We start from the raw sequence: 18,301 nt of genomic DNA on the forward strand, positions 1-18,301 counted from the left end.
CCTCTTATCCGCTCATCAACCCCAGGGTCTTGGCCTTGGCCACCGCCTGGGTACGCCGCTCCACCCCGAGCTTGCTGTGGATACGTCGCGCGTGGGTCTTGACCGTGTGCAGCGAAATAAACAACCGGTCGGCGATTTGCAGGTTGGAGTTACCCAGGGCAATCAACTGCAGCACCTCCAACTCACGTTGGCTCAGCAAGCCGTCCCCACCCGCACCCGAGGCGGCCTGCGGTTCAAGACCCAACTCGCTCAACAGCCCCGGCTGGCGCAAACGCAGCTCACGAATCGCCTGCTGCACCTGGCAACGCCCGGCCAGCTCCAGCCCCGTTTGCAATGAACGACGTGCCAGCGCCGGGTCGCCCAATTGCCAGGTCACCTCCCCCAGCACCAGGTGCAGTTCGGTTTCCAGGCAAAGCATGCCGCGCTGCCGGGTGGCTTCCAGCAAAGCCCGAAGGCGAGCCACGGGTTGCTCCGCGCAGCCCAGCTTCACCTCCGCCAGCACCAGCAGGTATTCAAGACGCGGGATCAGCTCCAGCGTGGCCGGCGGCGCCTGCCGCGCCTGGGGCCCACGGAAATGGCGCAGCACGCGGCGCAAGGCTTGCGCTGTCAGTTCGGCGCGGCCCTGCTGCAACCAGAAATGCCCGCTGACCAACAGCAGCACCGCACGGTACACCGCGTCCGGCACTTGCCGCTGCTGCATCAGCCGCTCGGCTTCGCGCAACTGGAAAAAGGCCTGGGCGTAGTCGCCACGGTTGGCCGCCAGCAGCGCCAGCCCCAGAAACCCGTAAAGCACGCGCTTGTCCTGACTGTGCAGGCACATCACCAAACCAGCGTTGAAGCATTCGCCGGCCAAACTGTCCTGGCCCTGGCGCAACGCCAGGTGACCGCGTCGCAGGGCGATACGCCCGACCAGAGGGCCGCTCTTGAGCCGCTGCCGCGCCAGCATCGCCTGGACATTTTCCAGCAGGCTCTGCGCGCGATACGGCGCACCGCGCTGTTCCAGCAACTGCGCGTGGTCCAGCTCGAGCCAAGTGCCGTTGTTGCACAGGCGTCGGTTGCGGTGCGAAGCGTGCCAATTGATCAATGCACAGCGCTGCCTGGTCGAAACGCCCGGCAAACAGCAACGCCGCCGTGACCAGCCCCACCAACTGCGCCGAGCCGAGCATCAACTCGTCGCCATGCTGCTCATGCAAGGTCAATAGCAGCGCGGCGTTGTGCGGACGGAACAGGTCTTCAAAACTGAAATGCTGCAACAAGCTCACGGCCATTTCGTATTCTTCGGCCTGCAACGCCTGCTCAAAGGCCGCCTGCCAATCCTGCTCGGCGGTGAACCACTGGCAAGCGCGCCGATGCCAGGAGCGCTTGGCCGGCCAGGGCTCATCGCGCATCAACTGCGCCAGCGGCGGGAAAACCTGCAACCAGTCCGTGTCTTCCCACGGCTGGATAAACGCGCCAAGGGCCTGCAGGGCCTTGAGGTACTGATCACCCTCGCCGAAACCGAACAAGTGCTCGCACAGCCCGGTGTTGAAACGCGGCAACTGCGCGAGCACCCGCCAGGCTTCGGCCAGTTCAGGAGGCAAGGCGCTGAACAGCTCGTGCTGCAGGTAGTCGAGCAGGGTTCGTTGCGGGTGGCCGTCGCCGAGCAAGGCGATGCGCACGCCAGCGCACCAGCCGGCGCTGAACTGCTGCACGCTGTCGACGCTGTGCCCGGGCGCCTGGCTGAGCAGGTGCTGGATCTCCACCGGGTTGAACGCCAGCTCCGCCCCACACTCCAGCAGCTCATCGTCGAGCAGCAGCCGTGGCCAATTGCACAGCGGGCGGCGCCGAGCGCCCAACCACCAGGTCAGCACCGGGCTGCTGGCGGTGAGCAAGCGGTCGAGCAAAGCGTCGGTCTGCGGCGCGGGCAGGCGACAGAAATCATCGAGAAACAACCACGCCGGCGCTTGCCAGCGGCTCAAGTCCAGCAGCAGCGTGGCCTCATCGATAAACGCCAGCCCCAGGGTTTGCGCCAGGCGCTGGCATACCTCCACGGGGCTGAGCGGCATGCCGTTCAACGCCAGCCAATGCACCTGGCACCCCGTCGGCGCCTGCAACGCGCATTCGGCGAGTAGCGCACTTTTGCCACTGCCGGCCGGCGCGCACAGCAGCTTCACGCGGGCCGGTGCCGCGAGCAGTGGCTCGGCCAGTCGGGGGCGCAGCAGATGGTGGGCGGACAACCTCGGCATGAAGCCAGGACGGTCCAGGCAGCGAGTCATGGCGGTCATTGCTGCATCCTGCTTTTTTATTGTTTTTACAACCTGACGCCTACCCTAGTCCTGGGGTCGGCGGTTGTTGAAGAAGTATTCAGCAGGGTGATTGCCGGCCATAAAATTCAAGGTATCCACAACCCGATGTGGGAGCGGGCTTGCTCGCTCCCACACACGCCCCACATCGGCACTGCATTTCACAGCGCGGTTATCGAACGCCCGAAGCCCTCAGCGCAGCCGGCGTGTAGTCCGCCGCCTTGGCATCGAAGCCGAACACGAAACTGCTCTTTTCTTCGTTTTTCATGCCCAGGGCGATGTAGCGCCCGGCGATGATGTCGTACAGGGTTTCCACGGTATAAGCCGGGGTCTGGTGGTTGTAGTAGAACTGCGCATGGCCTTCGGCGACACGCCACAGCTGGCCGCGACCGTCGTAATGGTCCACCAGCGCCACCTGCCAGCTGTCTTCATCGATGTACATGTGGCGCTTGGCGTAGATGTGCCGTTCGCTCGGCTTGACCGTGCCGACCACTTCCCACACGCGGTGCAACTCATAGCGAGTGAGATCCTGGTTGATATGGCCAGCCTTGATGATGTCGTCGTACTTGAGCGTCGGCTGATCGAGCTTGTAGCTGTTGTAAGGGATGTACATTTCTTTCTTGCCCACCAGCTTCCAGTCATAGCGATCCGGTGCGCCAGAGAACATGTCGAAGTTGTCGGAGGTGCGCAGGCCGTCGGCGGCAGTGCCCGGGCCGTCGTAGGCCACTTGAGGCGCACGGCGCACGCGACGCTGACCAGCGTTGTAGACCCAGGCCAGGCGCGGCTCCTTCACCTGGTCGAGGGTCTCGTGCACCAGCAGCACGTTACCGGCCAGGCGCGCCGGGGCGGTGACCGACTGCTTGAAGAAGGTCAGCACGTTGGCACCCTTGGCCGGGTCCATGTCCGGGATCAGTTGCGGCACCGCCACTTCCTCTTCGAAGCGGATCGGCGTGTAGCTGCCATTGGTCTGCGGCGTAGCCTGGGTAATGATGCGGCGCAGGTTGCCGCCGTGATAACGGGTGATGTGATTCCAAAGCACTTCCACACCGTTCTTCGGAATCGGGAACGCGTAGTAGCGGTTGCCAGTGAAATTATCCAGACCATTGCCGTCGTTGATCGCCTTGACGTTCAGCGCGCTGCGCTTGATCGACTCGTAGATCTCCGGCGGCAGGTTGACCGTGCGGTGGGTCGGGTACACCGGGATCTTGTAGGTCTCGGGGTAGCGCTTGAACATCGCCACCTGGCCGTCGGAAAGCTTGTCCTTGTATTTGTCGACCGTGGCCGCAGTGATCACGAACAGCGGTTTTTCATTGGCGAACGGGTCGGCGAGGAAACCCTTGCTGTCCACCGCGCCGGCATTTTTGGGGATGCCACCGGTCCAGGCCGGGATGGAGCCGTCGGCATTACCGGCCTTTTCGGCGCCGATGGGGGTCAGGGTCGTGCCGAGCTTGGCGGCTTCTTCCGGTGACACAGCGGCCATCACATGGGTTGCCAGGAGACTGAGGGCCATCACCGCAATCATCTTACGCATAGGTGCTTATCCTTGATTTAAGCCGGATCAGAAGTTCACGCCGAAGCTGAGGGCGAGGAAGTCGCGATCGGTCAGGGTGTTGTAGTCGCCGCCAAAGAAGTCGGTGTAGCTGAGGCTGGCGGTGTAGGTGTTGCGGTAGTCCGCATCCACGCCGACGCTGATGGCCTTGGCGCCCTGGTTGAACAGGCCGTTGGGGCCGTAGCCGTTCACGTCGTGGGACCAGGACAGGTTGGGCTTGAGGTTGATCCCGGCGAACACGTTGTTGTAGTCCAGGATCGCCCGGGCGCGGTACCCCCAGGAAGTAGCGGTGACGAAGCCGCCGGTATCCCCTTGAAAACCGTAGGCGCCGTACACCGAATCACGCCCGTAGCGCAGCCTGGATTTGGCCTCCAGTCCGCCAACATGCACGATGGCCGCTTCACCAACCAAGGTCAGGCGTTCGGCCCCCAGGACCTGGTCGAAGAACTGCGTCATGCTGCTTTGAATCTGGGTGATTTCCTTGCGGCGGTAACCGGCGTTGTCGGCACCCGGCGCCGTGCGGATCGGTGAGGCGGTGCCACCCGCGATCGGGTTGACCAGGGCCAGGGTCAGGTCGGTGGTGTTGAGCTGCACCGGCGCGTTGGGCCGGTAGCTGATTTCGCCGGTCCAGGCCGTACCGGTGGGCAAGGTGGTGGAGAAACTGGCACCGTAAAGACGGATGTCTTCCGGGTAATCGAGGTAGTACTGGCCACGGCCAAGCATGATGCTCTGGGCCAGACCCGAGCGGAAGGCCGCCGGGGCCAGCGGGAGGATGCTGTTCAGGGCGGTAAGGGTGCTTTGGCCGGCGGTGGTGGTGCCTACCGTCGGTGTACGACTGTGATAGTTCATGAAGTACAGGCCGTACTCGGTGTCGTCCCCGAGCCAGCGCAAGGCAGCACCGAACTGGCCACCGTCACGGGCTTCACGGTCTCGCCCGCGCTGTACCACCACGCCTTCGTTGGTCACTTGGAAACCTTGCCCGAACGCCGCGGCCAGGGGCTGCAACGGCGCAATCGCCGGGTTGCCGACCGTGTAGTTGCTGTTGCAACCATGGGCTACCACGTCATTGCCGAAGAAGGTGCCGCAGTTGTCCACCACGGTGTTCTGCCAATTGAGTTGGTAGAAGCCTTCCACAGTCAGTTGGTTGGTCAGGCTTTGCGAGGCGAACAGCATGTTGACCGGAATCAGCCCTTCCTTGATCTCCGCACCCGGGCGACGGAATGCCGAAACGTCGATCGGGTTGATGCTGTTGATGGAGTTGCCGATGAAGGTGCTTTCGCCCCAGCTCACCACCTGCTTGCCCACACGCACGTTGCCCGGCAGGTCGGCGATGGAATAGTTGTGGTAGACGAACGCATCGAGCAATTCATAGCCGGATGAACGCGCGCCTTCGTCACGGTGGTGGTTGCTGATCGGCTTGAATTCGCGGTCTTCATCCTGCAGTTCGAAGTCGTACCAGTACTTGCCGCGCACAAATACACCGCTGTCCCGGTACTTGAGCTCCAGGTCGTGGATACCCTTGAAGATCTTGGAAAAGGTCTCACCCTTCTTGAAGTTCAGTCGCCCGTCATCCCCGGTGGATGCCTGGCCGGTGCCGCCATTGGGCGTGCCCACCAGTTTCTTGTCGGCATCGCGCATGCCCCAACTGGCGCCGACCGACAGCGAAGAGTCGAATTGCCCTTCGATCTCATCGCCTATGTTGAACGAAACAGCCTGTGCCTGGACACAGCAGCCCAGTGCGACGGCAGCAGCCAGCGCCTGTGGCGTGAAGATGGCGCGCATTGTTGTTTTTGTCATGCGTCTTCCCCGGTGAGTGACAGAAGGTCCCACCCTACTGCCGGCCATCAGGGGCGATAAGCGCACCAAGGAGGTATTCGTGTTGTCGCTCGAAAGGATGATCCGGGCTCTGGCACGGGCTCCCAGGGGGGTCATGCATGGGGTGGATGGCGGATTATCAGGACCGTGGATAATCTCGGTCGCCACTGTTTCATTATCTGTAACAGTCCTTGTCTGGATTGGGTATTACTCATTCGTCGTCCAGGGGCTATGCTTGCCGGGCTTTCAGGGCAGACCGCCCGCTTCCAGGTTCGGAAGAAAAGCCGAATTCCGATGGATTGATCTCTATTTTCAATCTGTTACCCGCGCTCAATGACGTTGATTTATCGCTCCTTGATCCAACGTCTTACTTCGGCCGCTGCGTTTGCAGCGGCCTTTTTTATGCCTCGAATAAAACGGGGCGCCCTGGGCGCCCCGCGTCATTGGATCCTTTTCAGCAATGATCAGAGGCTGAATTTCTGCAAGTTGGCCATCATTTCCTTCAAAGCCTCGATATTGTCCCTGGGGTGGGCCGCCCCCTCGAAGTCGCAGATCTGCTGCCAGTGCGCGGCCACGTCGTCGGGCGAGAACCCGACCTCTGGATCGAAGCCCACACCCAGGCTGCGCTCCCAGCGGGTCTTGCCGATCCAGCCACCGCCCACTTCGAACAACCCGGAGGTTTCCTGGCAGGCCTCGCTGCCCAGGTACACCACCAGCGGGCTGACCAGTTCGGGCTTGAGACGCTCGAACACCTGCGGCGGGATCAGGCCTTCGGTCATGCGCGTGCCGCCGGTGGGCGCGATGGCGTTGACCAGGATGTTGTTCTTGCGCCCTTCCAGCGCCAGGGTGCGGGTCAAGCCATACAGCCCGAGCTTGGCCATGCCGTAGTTGGATTGGCCAAAGTTGCCGTAGATACCCGAGGTGGAGGCCGTGAAGATCACCCGTCCGTAACCTTGTTCACGCAGATGCGGCCACGCGGCGCGGGTGACTTTATAGGCACCTTCGACATGCACCCGGTAAACCAGGTCCCAGTCGCTGTCATCCATCTTGTGAAAGGTTTTGTCCCGCAGGATCCCGGCATTATTGACCACCACATCGACGCGCCCGAAAGCGTCCAGCGCGTTCTGCACGATCTTGTCGCCGTCGGTGACGGAGTCATGGTTGGCCTCGGCGATGCCGCCTGCCTCACGGATCTCGGCCACCACGCGGTCGGCGGCCGAAGCATTGGCACCTTCACCCTGGGCCGAGCCGCCCAGGTCATTCACCAATACCCGCGCGCCGTGCCGGGCGAACAGCAGCGCATGGGCCCGGCCCAACCCGCCGCCGGCGCCGGTGACAATCACGACCTTATCTTGAAACTGCACCGACTCACTCATACCGAACTCCAAGGACGACAATGGGAATAGGTCGAGTGTCGGGCACGGGTGCGCGGGTCACAATCAACACGGCCGAGGCTGAATGGTGCGCGATAAGGCAGGGGGATGATCCTGTGGCCGCAGGCTCGCCTGCGATGCAAACGCCTCGGCGTTTCAGTTGAGCCGCAGCGATGCTAGCGCAGGCACGCCACTTCCCACACTGGGCCGGCAATGCGCTCGCGAAACGCCAGGTAGTGCCTGAGCACCTGCACGGGCGCTTCGATCTGCGGGTAGTGGCCGATGTTGGCCAGCAGTACCGTGTCGGCGTGGGGCACCAGCTCGCGGTAGCGCGCCACCATATGGGCGCCGGAGATCGGGTCCAGCTCGCCATCGATGACCCGCATCGGCACCTCATCACGCTGCATCGCCGTCACCCAGCGTTCACGCAGGCGCCGGCGCTGGGGAATGTAGGCAATGAGTTTGTGCAGGATGCGCGTGCCATCGTTGCAGTCGATCAGGCTCCAGAAATCATCCAGGGCGCTTTCGCTGGGGCGCGTGTCGGGGCCGAAAATCTGGCTGAAGCTGTTCGACAGCGCGTTGCGCCCGAAGGCGCGTCCGATCATCCAGCCCAGGGGGCTGAGCAAGAGTTTCTGCACCAGTGCCGGGCGATGGGTTTCGGGAAACAGCCCGCCATTGAGGAACACACAGCTGGCCATGTGAAAACGCCCCTCGTAATGCCGGGCCAGCAACTCTTGCGCGACGCTGTCGCCGTAGTCGTGGGCCAGCACATGCACCGGTTGCCGCACGCACAGGTGTTCCAGCAACGCCTGCTGCAAATCCGCCTGCTCCAGCAGGCAATAGCCGTGATCCAGCGGCTTGTCCGAGTCGCCGAAACCGAGCATGTCGCAAGCGATCACCAGGTTGCGCTGGGCCAATGGTTGCCACAGGTAGTGCCAGTCCCAACTGGCGGTGGGGAAGCCATGGATCAGCAGCAGCGGCTCGCCCTGCCCGGCCACCCAGTAACGGATGGTGCGGTCACGAAAGACGAAACTCTGGGCGCGCTTGCGCCAGGCTCTGAGCGGGATCTCGGCGAGTGGCATCAGCTTTTATACCCCGGGTCCTGGCTGTCCAGCTTGCGCAGCAACGCCGGCCAGGCCAGCGCGCCGCCCATGCCCTGGGCGCTCTTGGTGACCGCCGCCACCATCGCCTTGGCACCGGCGAGAATCGGAGGGCCGATCGGGATCAACTCGGCTGCGCCACTTTGCGCCAGCACCTGGATTTCGCAGGCACGCTGGAAGGTGAACATCATCAGGAAAGTGTCGGCGATGGTCCCGCCGCAGGTCAGCAGGCCATGGTTGTGCAGCATCAGGAAGTTGTTCTCACCGAGGTCGGCCTGCAAGCGGGCCTTTTCTTCGTGGTTCAACGCTACGCCTTCGTAGGCGTGATAGGCCAGGCTGGACAGCACGAAGATCGATTGCTGACTGATGGGCAGCACGCCTTGCTTCTGCGCCGCCACCGCGACGCCGGCGGCGGTGTGGGTATGCAGCACGCAAGTCACGTCGTGGCGTACTTCATGGATGGCACTGTGGATGGTGTAGCCTGCTGGATTGATCTCGTAGGGGCTGTCCATCAGCTTGTTGCCGGCCCCGTCGATCTTGACCAGGCTCGATGCGGTGATCTCGTGGAACATCAGCCCGTAGGGGTTGATCAGGAAGTCTTCGGTCCCCGGCACCTTGGCCGAAATGTGCGTGAAGATCAGGTCATCCCAGCCATGCAGCGCCACCAGGCGATAGCAGGCTGCCAGGTCGACACGGGCTTGCCATTCGGCAGCGCTGACCTGGTCTTTGACATTCTGTGTCGATAGAACGGGGGCTAGGCTCACGGCAATGACCTCCTTGGCGCACTTTCTTATTGTTTTTTTGAGTGAAGGGCCAGTCTAGTCAGACGTCGTGGTTGCCGGAGTTGCCTTCGCAGCCAGCTTGATGACCGAGCGAGTCAGTCTCGAGAATAGTTCAAATACAGGCGCAGCGTGTCAGAGAAGTGCCGCCAATAAAGGCACGGCAAACAGGTTGAGCAAGCCGGTCAACACCATCACCAGCCCCGCTACCGAGCCCTCCTCGCCACCCACCTCCCGGGCCCGGCTGACGCCCGCGCCATGGGCGCCCACGCCAAACAATGCACCGCGTGCCAGGGGCGTACGCAACGGCAGCCACTTGAGCAGGATGCCGCCGAGCATGGCGCCGAACACGCCGGTGAACATCACGAACACGGCGGTGAGTTCAGGCACGCCGCCGAGGTCGGACGATACTGGCATGGCGAACGGTGTGGTGATCGAACGCGGCACCAGGGACATCGTCACCGCGCTGTCCAGCGCCAGCGCCCTGGCCAGGCCGAACGAGGTGGCGATGGACGCCACGCTGCCGGCCACCATGCCCAGCAACAAGGCCGACCAATGCCGCGCCAACAACCGCCGCTGCTGCCAGATCGGCACTGCGAAGGCCACGGTGACCGGGCCCAGCACCAGCATCAGCCAGTGGGTGTCGGCCGCGTATTCGGCGTAGGCGGTCTTCATCGGCACCGCCACCGCCAGCAACAGCGCCGGCACCAGGATCAACGGCGATAACAGGTAACGCCCGGTACGCTGGTAGATCCAGCGGCTGAAGATGTAGGCGCCCAGGGTCAAGGCGAGCCAGAACACCGGCATCAGCTCAAGCTTCACGACGCAGCCTCCAGCGACAGACCATTTCCACGGTGAAGGCGGTCACCAGCATCACCGCCAGGGTGCTGAAGCCGATCACCAGCAGGATGCGCCAGCCGTCATTGCGCAGCAGCCCGCCGTAATCCAGCAGACTCATGAGGGCCGGGATAAAAAACAGCAGCATCTCGGCCATCAGCACGCCGGCGCCCAGTTGCAGCGCCGCCGGCTTGAGCAGGCCGCTGGCAAACGTCGCCAACAGCAGGCCCAGGCCCACCACTCCGCCCGGAATCGGCCAGGCCAGCCACACGGCCAACCGGCAGCCGAGCAAATAGATCGCCAGCAGTACGACCAGCTCGATGAGCAGCCGGCCAAGGTGTTTGAGGGTGAGACGGTTCATGGGCTTTGGGTCCTCGCAGGCGTCCATTTTAGAGAGGCCGTGCCCATCCCCGAAGCGAATTGTTAGACTTGCAACTATTCCAGACTGGAATTTCGATCATGGAACTCAAACAACTGCGCAGCTTCGTCGAAGTCATTCATCGGGGCGGTTTCACCCAGGCCGGAAAGACCCTGTACATCAGCCAGTCCGCCGTCAGCAAGCAAGTGGCCCAGCTGGAACAGAGCCTGGGCACGCCGCTGCTGGAGCGCTCCGGCTCGCAGATCCGCCTGACCGCCGCCGGCCAGGTGGTGTTGCACAAGGCCGAAGCGATGCTGCGGCTACAGACCGAATTGCTCAGCGAGCTGGATGACATGCAGCAGCTCACCCGCGGCGAGTTGCGCCTGGGCCTGCCGCAACTGGGCGGCGACACGCTGTTTGCCGGCTTGTTCGCCGAATACCGGCGGCGCTATCCGAACGTCAACATTCAATTGCTCGAAGGCGGCAGCCGTCACATCGAACAGGCGATTCTCAGCGGTGAACTGGAAGTCGGCGGCGGCCTGACGCCCAGCGATCCAGCCTTCGCCTGGCAAGCGTTTTGCGATGAGCCTTTGGATGCACTGCTGCCGATGGACCACCCGCTGGCGGAAAACGCGCACGTGCGCCTTGAGGAATTGGCCGACACGCCCTTTCTGATGTACCAGCGCAGTTTTGTGCTGAACGACCGCCTGATGCAGGCGTGTCAGCGAGAAGGCTTTACCCCGAAGGAAGTCGGGCGCAGCGGGCAGGCGGATTTTCTCGCCGCCCTGGTCGCCGCCGGCCAGGGCGTGGTGCTGTTGCCCAGCGTGGTCGCGCGCGGGCTGGTGCGGCCGGGCGTGGTACGGCTGACCCTCAAGGCACCGGACTATCTGCGCTGGGACATCGCCTTTATCTGGCGCGAGGGCGCCTATCTGTCGAAGGCCGCCCAGGCGTGGCTGGCGTTGCTGCGCGAGTTTCCGGTCAACCGCGCAGTGCAGTGACCAGTTCGGCCAGCCAGGGTTCGGCATCCGCTTCGGGAGTGACGCTTTCACTGGCGTCCAGGCGCAGCATCGGCAGCACTTCGCGCACGCCCAACTCGCCAAACAGTTCGCGCATTTGCTCGCCGCCGCCACAGAAGGTATCGCCATAACTGGCGTCGCCCAGGCCGATCACGGCACCCGGCAGGCCACGCCAGGCAGCGGGCAGTTGGTCGCGAATCATCGAATACAGGGGTTGCAGGTTGTCAGGCAATTCACCCATGCCGGTCGTGGACGTCACCGCCAGAAACGCCTCGGGCGCGTAAGCCAGCACCTCGGCCAGGGTCGCACGCGGGTTGTACCAGGTTTCGAAACCGGCAGCGTCGAGAATGCCCTTGGCGTGGCGGGCGACTTCTTCTGCGGTGCCGTAGACCGAGCCGGAAAGGATGGCGACTTTCATCAATCTGATCCTGTAGTTGAGCGAAAGCGTGGGATATTACCAGCTCAGCCCAGGACCACGAAAAAACCTCGCCCCGGCATGGACAGACAAGCGCCTTGCCTTAGACTCTCAACGCTCAAGACACATGGATTTGCCGACATGATTAACGCCCAATTGATGCAAATGGTCATCGACGCGTCCAACGAAGGGATCGTCATCGCTGAGCGCGAAGGCCAGGATTTACCGCTGATTTACGTCAACCCGGCGTTCGAGCGACTGACCGGCTATACCCGCGATGAAATCCTCTATCAGGATTGCCGCTTCCTGCAATCGGGCGACCGCGACCAGCCGGCGCTGATCGCCATTCGCGAGGCCCTGGGCAATGGTGCAAGTTGCCGGGAAACCCTGCGCAACTACCGCAAGGATGGCACGCACTTCTGGAATGAGCTGTCGTTATCAACAACTTACAACCCCGCCGACAAACAGACCTACTTCGTGGGGGTGCAGAAAGATGTCACCGCCCAGGTGAAAGCCCAGCAGCGCGTGGCCCAACTGGAAGCCCAGGTGGCTGAGCTCAAGGCCGAACTGGCGGCCCTGAAAGCGACGAGCGGGCCTAACAAAAATTAGGAAAACCGGTCATTAAGAGGATAATGGCGTTTTAACACCCTCCCGTTGAGCAAGCCCCATGCAACGCGACGCACTCCTGACGCAAGACGAGCTGGATTTCATTCAGACGATGCATCACAACCCGCAGCTCAACGTGCGGGATGGCATGTCGAGCCTGACCGTCAACGGCGGTGCACAGATTCGCGACTTGCTCACGCGGCTGGCCGCCCACGACCACCTCACCATCCAGGCCCAGTTCGATAACCAGCAACTCACCTTCCCGCTGCACCTGGTGGAAGACGAGTTTCATGCGGTTCACCTGCGCCTGGGCGTACCGACCATTTTTGAAGACGGGCCGATGATCCGGCCCTGGCGCCTGGCGCTGGAAAATCCGGTTGCGCTGGAGAACATCAAGGGACACGCCGGGGCGTTATGGGTGCATGAAGTGTCGTTCAAAGGCGTGCTGGTAGAGATCCGCGGGCGGATCAAGCCGCCGAAGAGTTTTTCCCTGTGGTTCAGCCCCTCGGGCTACGAGCGCATTGCTTTGCGTGGCACCTTCGAGCGTGAAACCGCGCGCGGCCTGTTCGCTTACCGGTTGAGCCAGGGCGATGCCGATGAAACCGAACGTCTGCGCCAGTTCATCCTGCATCAGCACCGGCTGATTCACCCTGAAGTCCACGCCTGAGATCAGGTGTCCAGGCCGCCGTTCAAGTATTGCTGCAAGCGCTGCTGCATCCACGGCCCTTCGTTGCCCAGACAGCCAATCGATGAACCGGCCAGGCTGGCCTCGGCCAAATCCGACGCATCCCCGGCCAACAGCAACGGACACTCCAGCGTCAGCGCCAGGCGCTTGAGGCGCAACGGCAGCTCACTGGAAGGCGCGCGATTGGAGAACAGCACCAGGGCTTTGGGACGGGTCTTTTCACAAATCAACGTCAGCTCGTCGAAGGGTTGGCCGACACCGATGACCTTCACCGCCAGCCCGTCGGTGGCGAGCAGCACGCCGGCGACCATCAGTTCCAGTTCACGGCATTCGCCGGCAATGGCCGCCAGCAGCACCCTGGGCGCAGGCGAGGCACACGCTATCTGCAAACGCTGGGCGATGCGTGCGCGCAGGAAACTGTCGAAGAACAGCCATTCACTGACCTGGCCAAAATGCCCCTGATGACGCAACAACTGCCGCCACAACGGCATGAGCACATCCTGGAACACCACCGGAGTGGGATAAGCGGAGAAAATCCGGGTGTAGAGCCTGTCCAGTTGACGGTCGTCGAAGGCGCTGATGGCGGCACGCACCTGCGCTTGCCATGGGTTCCATTCCTGTTCGGGCGACAGTTGTGTCAGTGCGCCAGCGTCGCCTGCAAGCCCATCACGGGCGAGGATCTTGCCCACTTTGCTCACCGCGACGCCGCGCTCGATCCAATCGAGAATGCGGTGCACGGTGTCGATATCGGCACTCGAGTAGAGCCGATGCCCGCTTTCGGTGCGCGTGGGCTGGATCAAACCATAACGGCGCTCCCAGGCCCTGAGGGTGACCGGGTTGACACCGGTCAGTCGCGCGACCTCACGAATCGGAAACAACATCTCGCCATCAGCGTGGTCTGCACCGCTGGTTTCGCGAAAAGGAGCAATGATTTCGGGCATCTGCGGTTTGAAAACGTCCGGCTGGAGGTGGAGGCATTTAACGCCGATTCTGGTAGCGGGTTCAACCTTTCGGGCAAACCGATCAACGCCACTGGTGTATTTGTGTAAATCAGGAATAATTCTTGCCACACAGAACAGCGTAGCCGCATTACCCCGCCGCTACGGCTGGCGCACCTCCTACCCGGACACCTGCGCCCTATCCCTGGAGATACACAATGTCTACCTCACCCGTCACCCTGATGGTTGCGCGCCGCGTGGCCAAAGGGCGTTATGAAGAATTGATGGCCTGGCTGCGCGAAGGCGAGCAACTGGCCACCGACTTCCCCGGTTACCTGGGTTCCGGCGTACTCGCACCGCCCCCTCACGACGATGAATTCCAGATCGTTTTCCGCTTCGCCGATGAAAAGACCCTGCATGCCTGGGAATTCTCGGCCTCCCGCAGTGCCTGGCTGAGCCGTGGCAGCGAGCTGTTTGCCAACCCGTCCGAGCACCGCGTGCGGGGCATTGATGGCTGGTTCGGCGCTGTGGGCGCAAGGCCGCCGCGCTGGAAGCAGGCAGTGGCGATCTGGTTGGCGTTCTTTCCGGTGTCGCTTCTCTTCAACTTTGTGCTGAGCCCACTGCTGAGCGAACTCGACCTGGTCCCACGCGTATTGGTCAGCACCCTGGCGCTGACGCCACTGATGGTTTACTGGTTCATCCCGCTCTCGACCCACCTGTTGGCGAACTGGCTGCACCCGGCCCCAACATCCCGCAAGGCGACGCAAGCCGCAGCGTGAGTACAGGCACGCGCGTCGCTGGTATGATTTGAGCCTGCCAGCGACGCGAGCCTCCCATGACTGCAACGAACGCCCCGATCCTGATCACCGGCGCCGGCCAGCGTGTCGGCCTGCACTGCGCCCAGCGGCTGCTGGATGACGGCCATTCGGTGCTGTTCAGCTACCGCAGCGACCGCCCCGGCGTGCAAGCCTTGCGTGAACGCGGCGCGACCGGCCTGTTTGCCGACTTTTCCAGCGAGGCCGGGATCCTCGCGTTTATCGCCGAGCTGAACACCCATACCGACAGCCTGCGCGCCATCGTCCATAACGCCTCGGCCTGGGTCGCTGAAGCCCCGGGCGACGAAAGCCGTGCTTTTAGCGACATGTTCAGTGTGCACATGCTTGCGCCCTACCTGATCAACCTGCATTGTTCACCCTTGCTGCAACGCGCCACACCTGCCGATATCGTGCATATCAGCGACGACGTGGTGCGCAAGGGCAGCCGTGAGCACATCGCCTACTGCGCCACCAAGGCCGGGCTCGACAGCCTGACGCTGTCGTTCGCCGCGCAGTTGGCGCCGTCGATCAAGGTCAACGGCATCGCGCCGGCGATGGTGATGTTCAACGAAGGCGACGATGCGGCCTACCGCAGCAAGGTGCTGGCCAAGTCGGCGCTGGGCATCGAGCCCGGGGCCGAGGTGATCTACCAGAGCCTGCGTTACCTGCTGGACAACCCCTATGTCACCGGTACCACCCTGACCGTCAACGGCGGGCGGCATATCAAGTAAGCCGTTTGTGAGGATGTTGTATGACCTTGTCCCTGCCCCAACACTACCGCGAAATTCTCAAAGGCCTGGGCGAAGACCCGGAGCGCGAAGGGCTGCTCGACACGCCCAAGCGCGCGGCCAAGGCCATGCAATACCTGTGTCATGGCTACGAGCAGAACCTGGAAGAGATCGTCAACGGCGCGCTGTTCTCCTCGGACAATGACGAGATGGTGATCCTCAAGGACATCGAGCTGTATTCGCTGTGCGAGCATCACTTGCTGCCCTTTATCGGCAAGGCTCACGTGGCCTATATGCCGACCGGCAAGGTGCTGGGCCTGTCGAAGCTGGCGCGCATCGTCGACATGTACGCGCGCCGGCTGCAGATCCAGGAAAACCTGACGCGGCAGATTGCCGACGCCATCCAGCAAGTGACCCAGGCCGCCGGCGTGGCCGTGGTGATCGAAGCCCGGCACATGTGCATGATGATGCGCGGCGTGGAAAAACAGAATTCAACCATGAACACTTCGGTGATGCTCGGCGCGTTCCGCGAGTCGAACACCACGCGCATGGAGTTCCTGCAACTGATTGGACGGAGCAAGTAGCAATGCCACAACTTCAACCAGGCATGGCACGTATCCGGGTCAAGGACCTGTGCCTGCGCACCTACATCGGTATCAACGAGGATGAGATCCTCAACAAGCAGGATGTGCTGATCAACCTGACCATCCTGTATGCCGCCCAGGAAGCCGTGCGCGACAATGACATCGACCACGCGCTGAACTACCGCACCATCACCAAGGCGATCATTGCCCATGTCGAAGGCAATCGCTTTGCCCTGCTGGAGCGCCTGACCCAGGAACTGCTGGACCTGGTGATGAGCAACGAATCGGTGCTGTACGCCGAGGTCGAAGTGGACAAGCCCCATGCGCTGCGCTTTGCCGAGTCGGTGTCGATTACCCTGGCGGCCAGCCGCTAATCCCTGAACCTGCGTGAGCCTTATGAACGATCAACAACGCCTCGAACTCGAAGCCGCCGCCTTCCGCCGGCTGGTGGCCCACCTGGACAGCCGCAAGGATGTGCAGAATATCGACCTGATGAACCTCTCCGGTTTCTGCCGCAACTGCTTGTCCAAGTGGTACAAGGCCGAAGCCGACGAGCGTCACATCGAGCTGAGCCTTGATGACGCCCGTGAAGTGGTGTACGGCATGCCGTACGCCGAGTGGAAAGCCCAATACCAGAAAGAAGCCAGCGCCGACCAACAGGCGGCGTTCGCCAAAGGAAAAGCCCATGACTGATCTGAACACCCTGCGCGCCAGCCTCACCAGCGGCGAACACGTCTTTGCCGATACCCTGGCGTTTGTCGCCGCAGGTTACGACTATCAACCGCAAGCGTTCACCAATGGCGCGGTGGAAAACGCTGCCGGGCAGAACGAAGGCTCGTGCAAGACCCTGGGCCTGGCGTTGCTGGAAGGCTTGAGCGATCAGGAAGCGTTGCTGGCGTTTGGTGAGCACTACCGTTCGGTGCTGGCGACGCCCGAGGGCAGCGATCACGGCAATATTCGCGCACTGATCGCCCATGGGTTGGCGGGTGTGACGTTTGCAGCGCAGCCGCTGACCCGCAAATCCTGAGTCAGAAACAGACCAAAATGTGGGAGCGGGCTTGCTCGCGAAAGCGGTGGATCCGTCGCCTTGTTCGGTGACCGGCAATCACCATTCGCGGGCAAGCCCGCTCCCACATTGCTCTGCGGTGTTGCTTGAATCGCGGGCATAAAAAACCGGCCTTTCAGCCGGTTTTTTCGTTTCAGCGGGTTCAGAACGCGGCGTTCTGCAGGCCGTCGAGGTAACGCTCGGCATCCAGTGCCGCCATGCAACCGGCGCCAGCGGAGGTGATGGCCTGGCGGTACACGTGGTCCGCCACGTCACCGGCCGCGAAGATGCCTTCGATGTTGGTCGCGGTGGCGTTGCCTTCACGACCGCCCTGGACAACCAGGTAGCCGTCTTTGGCTTCCAGCACGCCTTCGAACAACGAGGTGTTCGGAGTGTGGCCGATGGCGATGAACACGCCGTCGACTTTCAGCTCGTCGAAACTGCCGTCGTTGTTTTTCAGGCGGGCACCGGTCACGCCCATGTTGTCGCCCAGGACTTCGTCCAGGGTGGCATTGAGTTTGAGGATGATCTTGCCTTCAGCCACGCGCGCATGCAGCTTGTCGATCAGGATCTTCTCGGCGCGGAAGGTCTCGCGACGGTGAACCAGGGTTACGGTGCTGGCGATGTTGGCCAGGTACAGCGCCTCTTCCACGGCGGTGTTGCCCCCACCGACCACGGCGACCGGTTTGTTGCGGTAGAAGAAACCGTCGCAAGTTGCGCAGGCGGAGACGCCCTTGCCCATGAACGCTTCTTCCGACGGCAGGCCGAGGTAGCGGGCGCTGGCGCCGGTCGCGATGATCAGTGCGTCACAGGTGTAGACTCCGCTGTCGCCGGTCAGGCTGTAAGGCTTCTTGGAGAAGTCGACTTTGTTGATGTGGTCAAAGACGATCTCGGTTTCGAAGCGCTCGGCGTGTTCTTTCATGCGCTCCATCAGCACCGGACCGGTCAGGCCGTGGACGTCGCCCGGCCAGTTGTCGACTTCGGTGGTGGTGGTCAACTGACCGCCCGCCTGCATGCCGGTGATCAGCAGCGGCTTGAGGTTGGCTCGGGCCGCGTAGACGGCGGCGCTGTAACCGGCAGGGCCGGAACCGAGAATAATCACTCGCGAATGACGGGTATCAGACATGACTCACTCCTGTCGACCGCCCGGACTACAAGGCGGCTGGAATAAAAAAGGACCGCGAAGCACTTGGGGAAGGCTTGAACTCGCAGGCCCTGAAAAATAATGGGTGCAGCGTATCGAGGGGGGCAAGATTAAGGAAATACGGAATAACAATCCAGCTCATAGGTGGTCTCTATGTTGTCGAGCCGGTTGATCGACGCCTTTGTTACCGTTGATGTCGTCGTGCTGGCCATGCTTTCGTCCTGAAGGCAAA

General features: G+C 62.3%; 19 protein-coding genes and 1 pseudogene. 9 read left to right on the top strand and 11 right to left on the bottom strand.

Translation table 11 applies throughout. From position 1 onward, the window contains the following. Positions 1-4 precede the first annotated feature (4 nt). The 8 genes and pseudogenes from ACW9IN_RS10840 to ACW9IN_RS10875 all read right to left on the bottom strand — a co-directional run bounded on the left by ACW9IN_RS10840 (position 5) and on the right by ACW9IN_RS10875 (position 10,096). Positions 5-2,264 (bottom strand): annotated as a pseudogene (locus ACW9IN_RS10840) (LuxR C-terminal-related transcriptional regulator). Positions 2,265-2,454: 190 nt separating this feature from the next. Next, positions 2,455-3,813: a DUF1329 domain-containing protein gene (locus ACW9IN_RS10845; protein ID WP_457365855.1), complete on the bottom strand. Its 1,359-nt coding sequence runs from the start codon at positions 3,811-3,813 to the stop codon at positions 2,455-2,457. A gap of 27 nt (positions 3,814-3,840) precedes the next feature. Then, positions 3,841-5,613, bottom strand: a complete 1,773-nt coding sequence (locus ACW9IN_RS10850) for a DUF1302 domain-containing protein (RefSeq protein ID WP_457365916.1) — start codon at positions 5,611-5,613, stop codon at positions 3,841-3,843. A gap of 497 nt (positions 5,614-6,110) precedes the next feature. Continuing rightward, a complete protein-coding gene (locus ACW9IN_RS10855) occupies positions 6,111-7,022 on the bottom strand; it encodes an SDR family oxidoreductase (protein WP_457365856.1) in 912 nt (303 codons plus the stop codon). A 173-nt stretch (positions 7,023-7,195) separates the two neighbouring features. Further along, positions 7,196-8,101 carry an alpha/beta fold hydrolase gene (locus ACW9IN_RS10860; protein WP_457365857.1) on the bottom strand — a complete coding sequence of 302 codons (906 nt, stop codon included), beginning with the start codon at positions 8,099-8,101 and terminating at the stop codon, positions 7,196-7,198. After that, positions 8,101-8,883, bottom strand: a complete 783-nt coding sequence (locus ACW9IN_RS10865; RefSeq protein WP_457365858.1) for a class II aldolase/adducin family protein — start codon at positions 8,881-8,883, stop codon at positions 8,101-8,103. The genes ACW9IN_RS10860 and ACW9IN_RS10865 overlap by 1 nt, the downstream gene beginning before the upstream one ends. A 150-nt stretch (positions 8,884-9,033) precedes the next feature. Then, positions 9,034-9,720, bottom strand: a complete 687-nt coding sequence (locus tag ACW9IN_RS10870; RefSeq protein WP_457365859.1) for an LrgB family protein — start codon at positions 9,718-9,720, stop codon at positions 9,034-9,036. Then, positions 9,710-10,096, bottom strand: a complete 387-nt coding sequence (locus ACW9IN_RS10875) for a CidA/LrgA family protein (protein WP_457365860.1) — start codon at positions 10,094-10,096, stop codon at positions 9,710-9,712. Before ACW9IN_RS10875 ends, ACW9IN_RS10870 begins: the two co-directional genes overlap by 11 nt. Positions 10,097-10,194: 98 nt before the next feature. Here ACW9IN_RS10875 and ACW9IN_RS10880 point away from each other — a divergent pair, with 98 nt between their 5' ends. Beyond that, positions 10,195-11,091 carry a LysR family transcriptional regulator gene (locus ACW9IN_RS10880; RefSeq protein ID WP_457365861.1) on the top strand — a complete coding sequence of 299 codons (897 nt, stop codon included), beginning with the start codon at positions 10,195-10,197 and terminating at the stop codon, positions 11,089-11,091. Here ACW9IN_RS10880 and ACW9IN_RS10885 read toward each other — a convergent pair. Further along, the gene (locus ACW9IN_RS10885) at positions 11,072-11,527 is read right to left on the bottom strand and encodes a flavodoxin (RefSeq protein WP_457365862.1); all 456 of its coding nucleotides are present in this window, start codon (positions 11,525-11,527) and stop codon (positions 11,072-11,074) included. The two genes, ACW9IN_RS10880 and ACW9IN_RS10885, sit on opposite strands and share 20 nt — an antisense overlap. Before the next feature lie 138 nt (positions 11,528-11,665). On the opposite strand from ACW9IN_RS10885, the gene ACW9IN_RS10890 reads away from it, so the two are divergent. Then, on the top strand, positions 11,666-12,133 hold the full coding sequence (locus ACW9IN_RS10890) for a PAS domain-containing protein (RefSeq protein ID WP_457365863.1): 468 nt from the start codon (positions 11,666-11,668) through the stop codon (positions 12,131-12,133). A gap of 58 nt (positions 12,134-12,191) precedes the next feature. Continuing rightward, a complete protein-coding gene (locus ACW9IN_RS10895) occupies positions 12,192-12,797 on the top strand; it encodes a hypothetical protein (protein ID WP_457365864.1) in 606 nt (201 codons plus the stop codon). Positions 12,798-12,799: 2 nt separating this feature from the next. Here ACW9IN_RS10895 and ACW9IN_RS10900 read toward each other — a convergent pair whose 3' ends face one another. Further along, the gene (locus tag ACW9IN_RS10900; protein ID WP_457365865.1) at positions 12,800-13,756 is read right to left on the bottom strand and encodes a MerR family transcriptional regulator; all 957 of its coding nucleotides are present in this window, start codon (positions 13,754-13,756) and stop codon (positions 12,800-12,802) included. A gap of 215 nt (positions 13,757-13,971) precedes the next feature. On the opposite strand from ACW9IN_RS10900, the gene ACW9IN_RS10905 reads away from it, so the two are divergent. The 6 genes from ACW9IN_RS10905 to ACW9IN_RS10930 are packed head-to-tail and all read left to right on the top strand — an operon-like array spanning position 13,972 to position 16,907. Next, positions 13,972-14,532, top strand: coding sequence for an antibiotic biosynthesis monooxygenase (locus ACW9IN_RS10905; protein ID WP_457365866.1), 561 nt, complete (start codon positions 13,972-13,974; stop codon positions 14,530-14,532). A 56-nt stretch (positions 14,533-14,588) separates the two neighbouring features. Then, on the top strand, positions 14,589-15,299 hold the full coding sequence (folM, locus tag ACW9IN_RS10910; RefSeq protein ID WP_457365867.1) for a dihydromonapterin reductase: 711 nt from the start codon (positions 14,589-14,591) through the stop codon (positions 15,297-15,299). A 20-nt stretch (positions 15,300-15,319) separates the two neighbouring features. Then, positions 15,320-15,880: a GTP cyclohydrolase I FolE gene (gene folE, locus ACW9IN_RS10915; protein WP_457365868.1), complete on the top strand. Its 561-nt coding sequence runs from the start codon at positions 15,320-15,322 to the stop codon at positions 15,878-15,880. A gap of 2 nt (positions 15,881-15,882) precedes the next feature. Beyond that, positions 15,883-16,254, top strand: a complete 372-nt coding sequence (folX, locus tag ACW9IN_RS10920) for a dihydroneopterin triphosphate 2'-epimerase (protein ID WP_003176029.1) — start codon at positions 15,883-15,885, stop codon at positions 16,252-16,254. Positions 16,255-16,276: 22 nt separating this feature from the next. Further along, positions 16,277-16,573, top strand: a complete 297-nt coding sequence (locus tag ACW9IN_RS10925; RefSeq protein ID WP_457365869.1) for a DUF1244 domain-containing protein — start codon at positions 16,277-16,279, stop codon at positions 16,571-16,573. Further along, positions 16,566-16,907 carry a HopJ type III effector protein gene (locus ACW9IN_RS10930; protein WP_457365870.1) on the top strand — a complete coding sequence of 114 codons (342 nt, stop codon included), beginning with the start codon at positions 16,566-16,568 and terminating at the stop codon, positions 16,905-16,907. Before ACW9IN_RS10925 ends, ACW9IN_RS10930 begins: the two co-directional genes overlap by 8 nt. A gap of 181 nt (positions 16,908-17,088) precedes the next feature. On the opposite strand, the gene trxB is transcribed toward ACW9IN_RS10930, so the two are convergent. Next, complete coding sequence (trxB, locus tag ACW9IN_RS10935) at positions 17,089-18,051, bottom strand: thioredoxin-disulfide reductase (protein ID WP_457365871.1); 963 nt, start codon at positions 18,049-18,051, stop codon at positions 17,089-17,091. Between the last annotated feature and the right edge of the window lie 250 nt (positions 18,052-18,301).

This window comes from Pseudomonas sp. SDO5271_S396 (assembly GCF_054071795.1).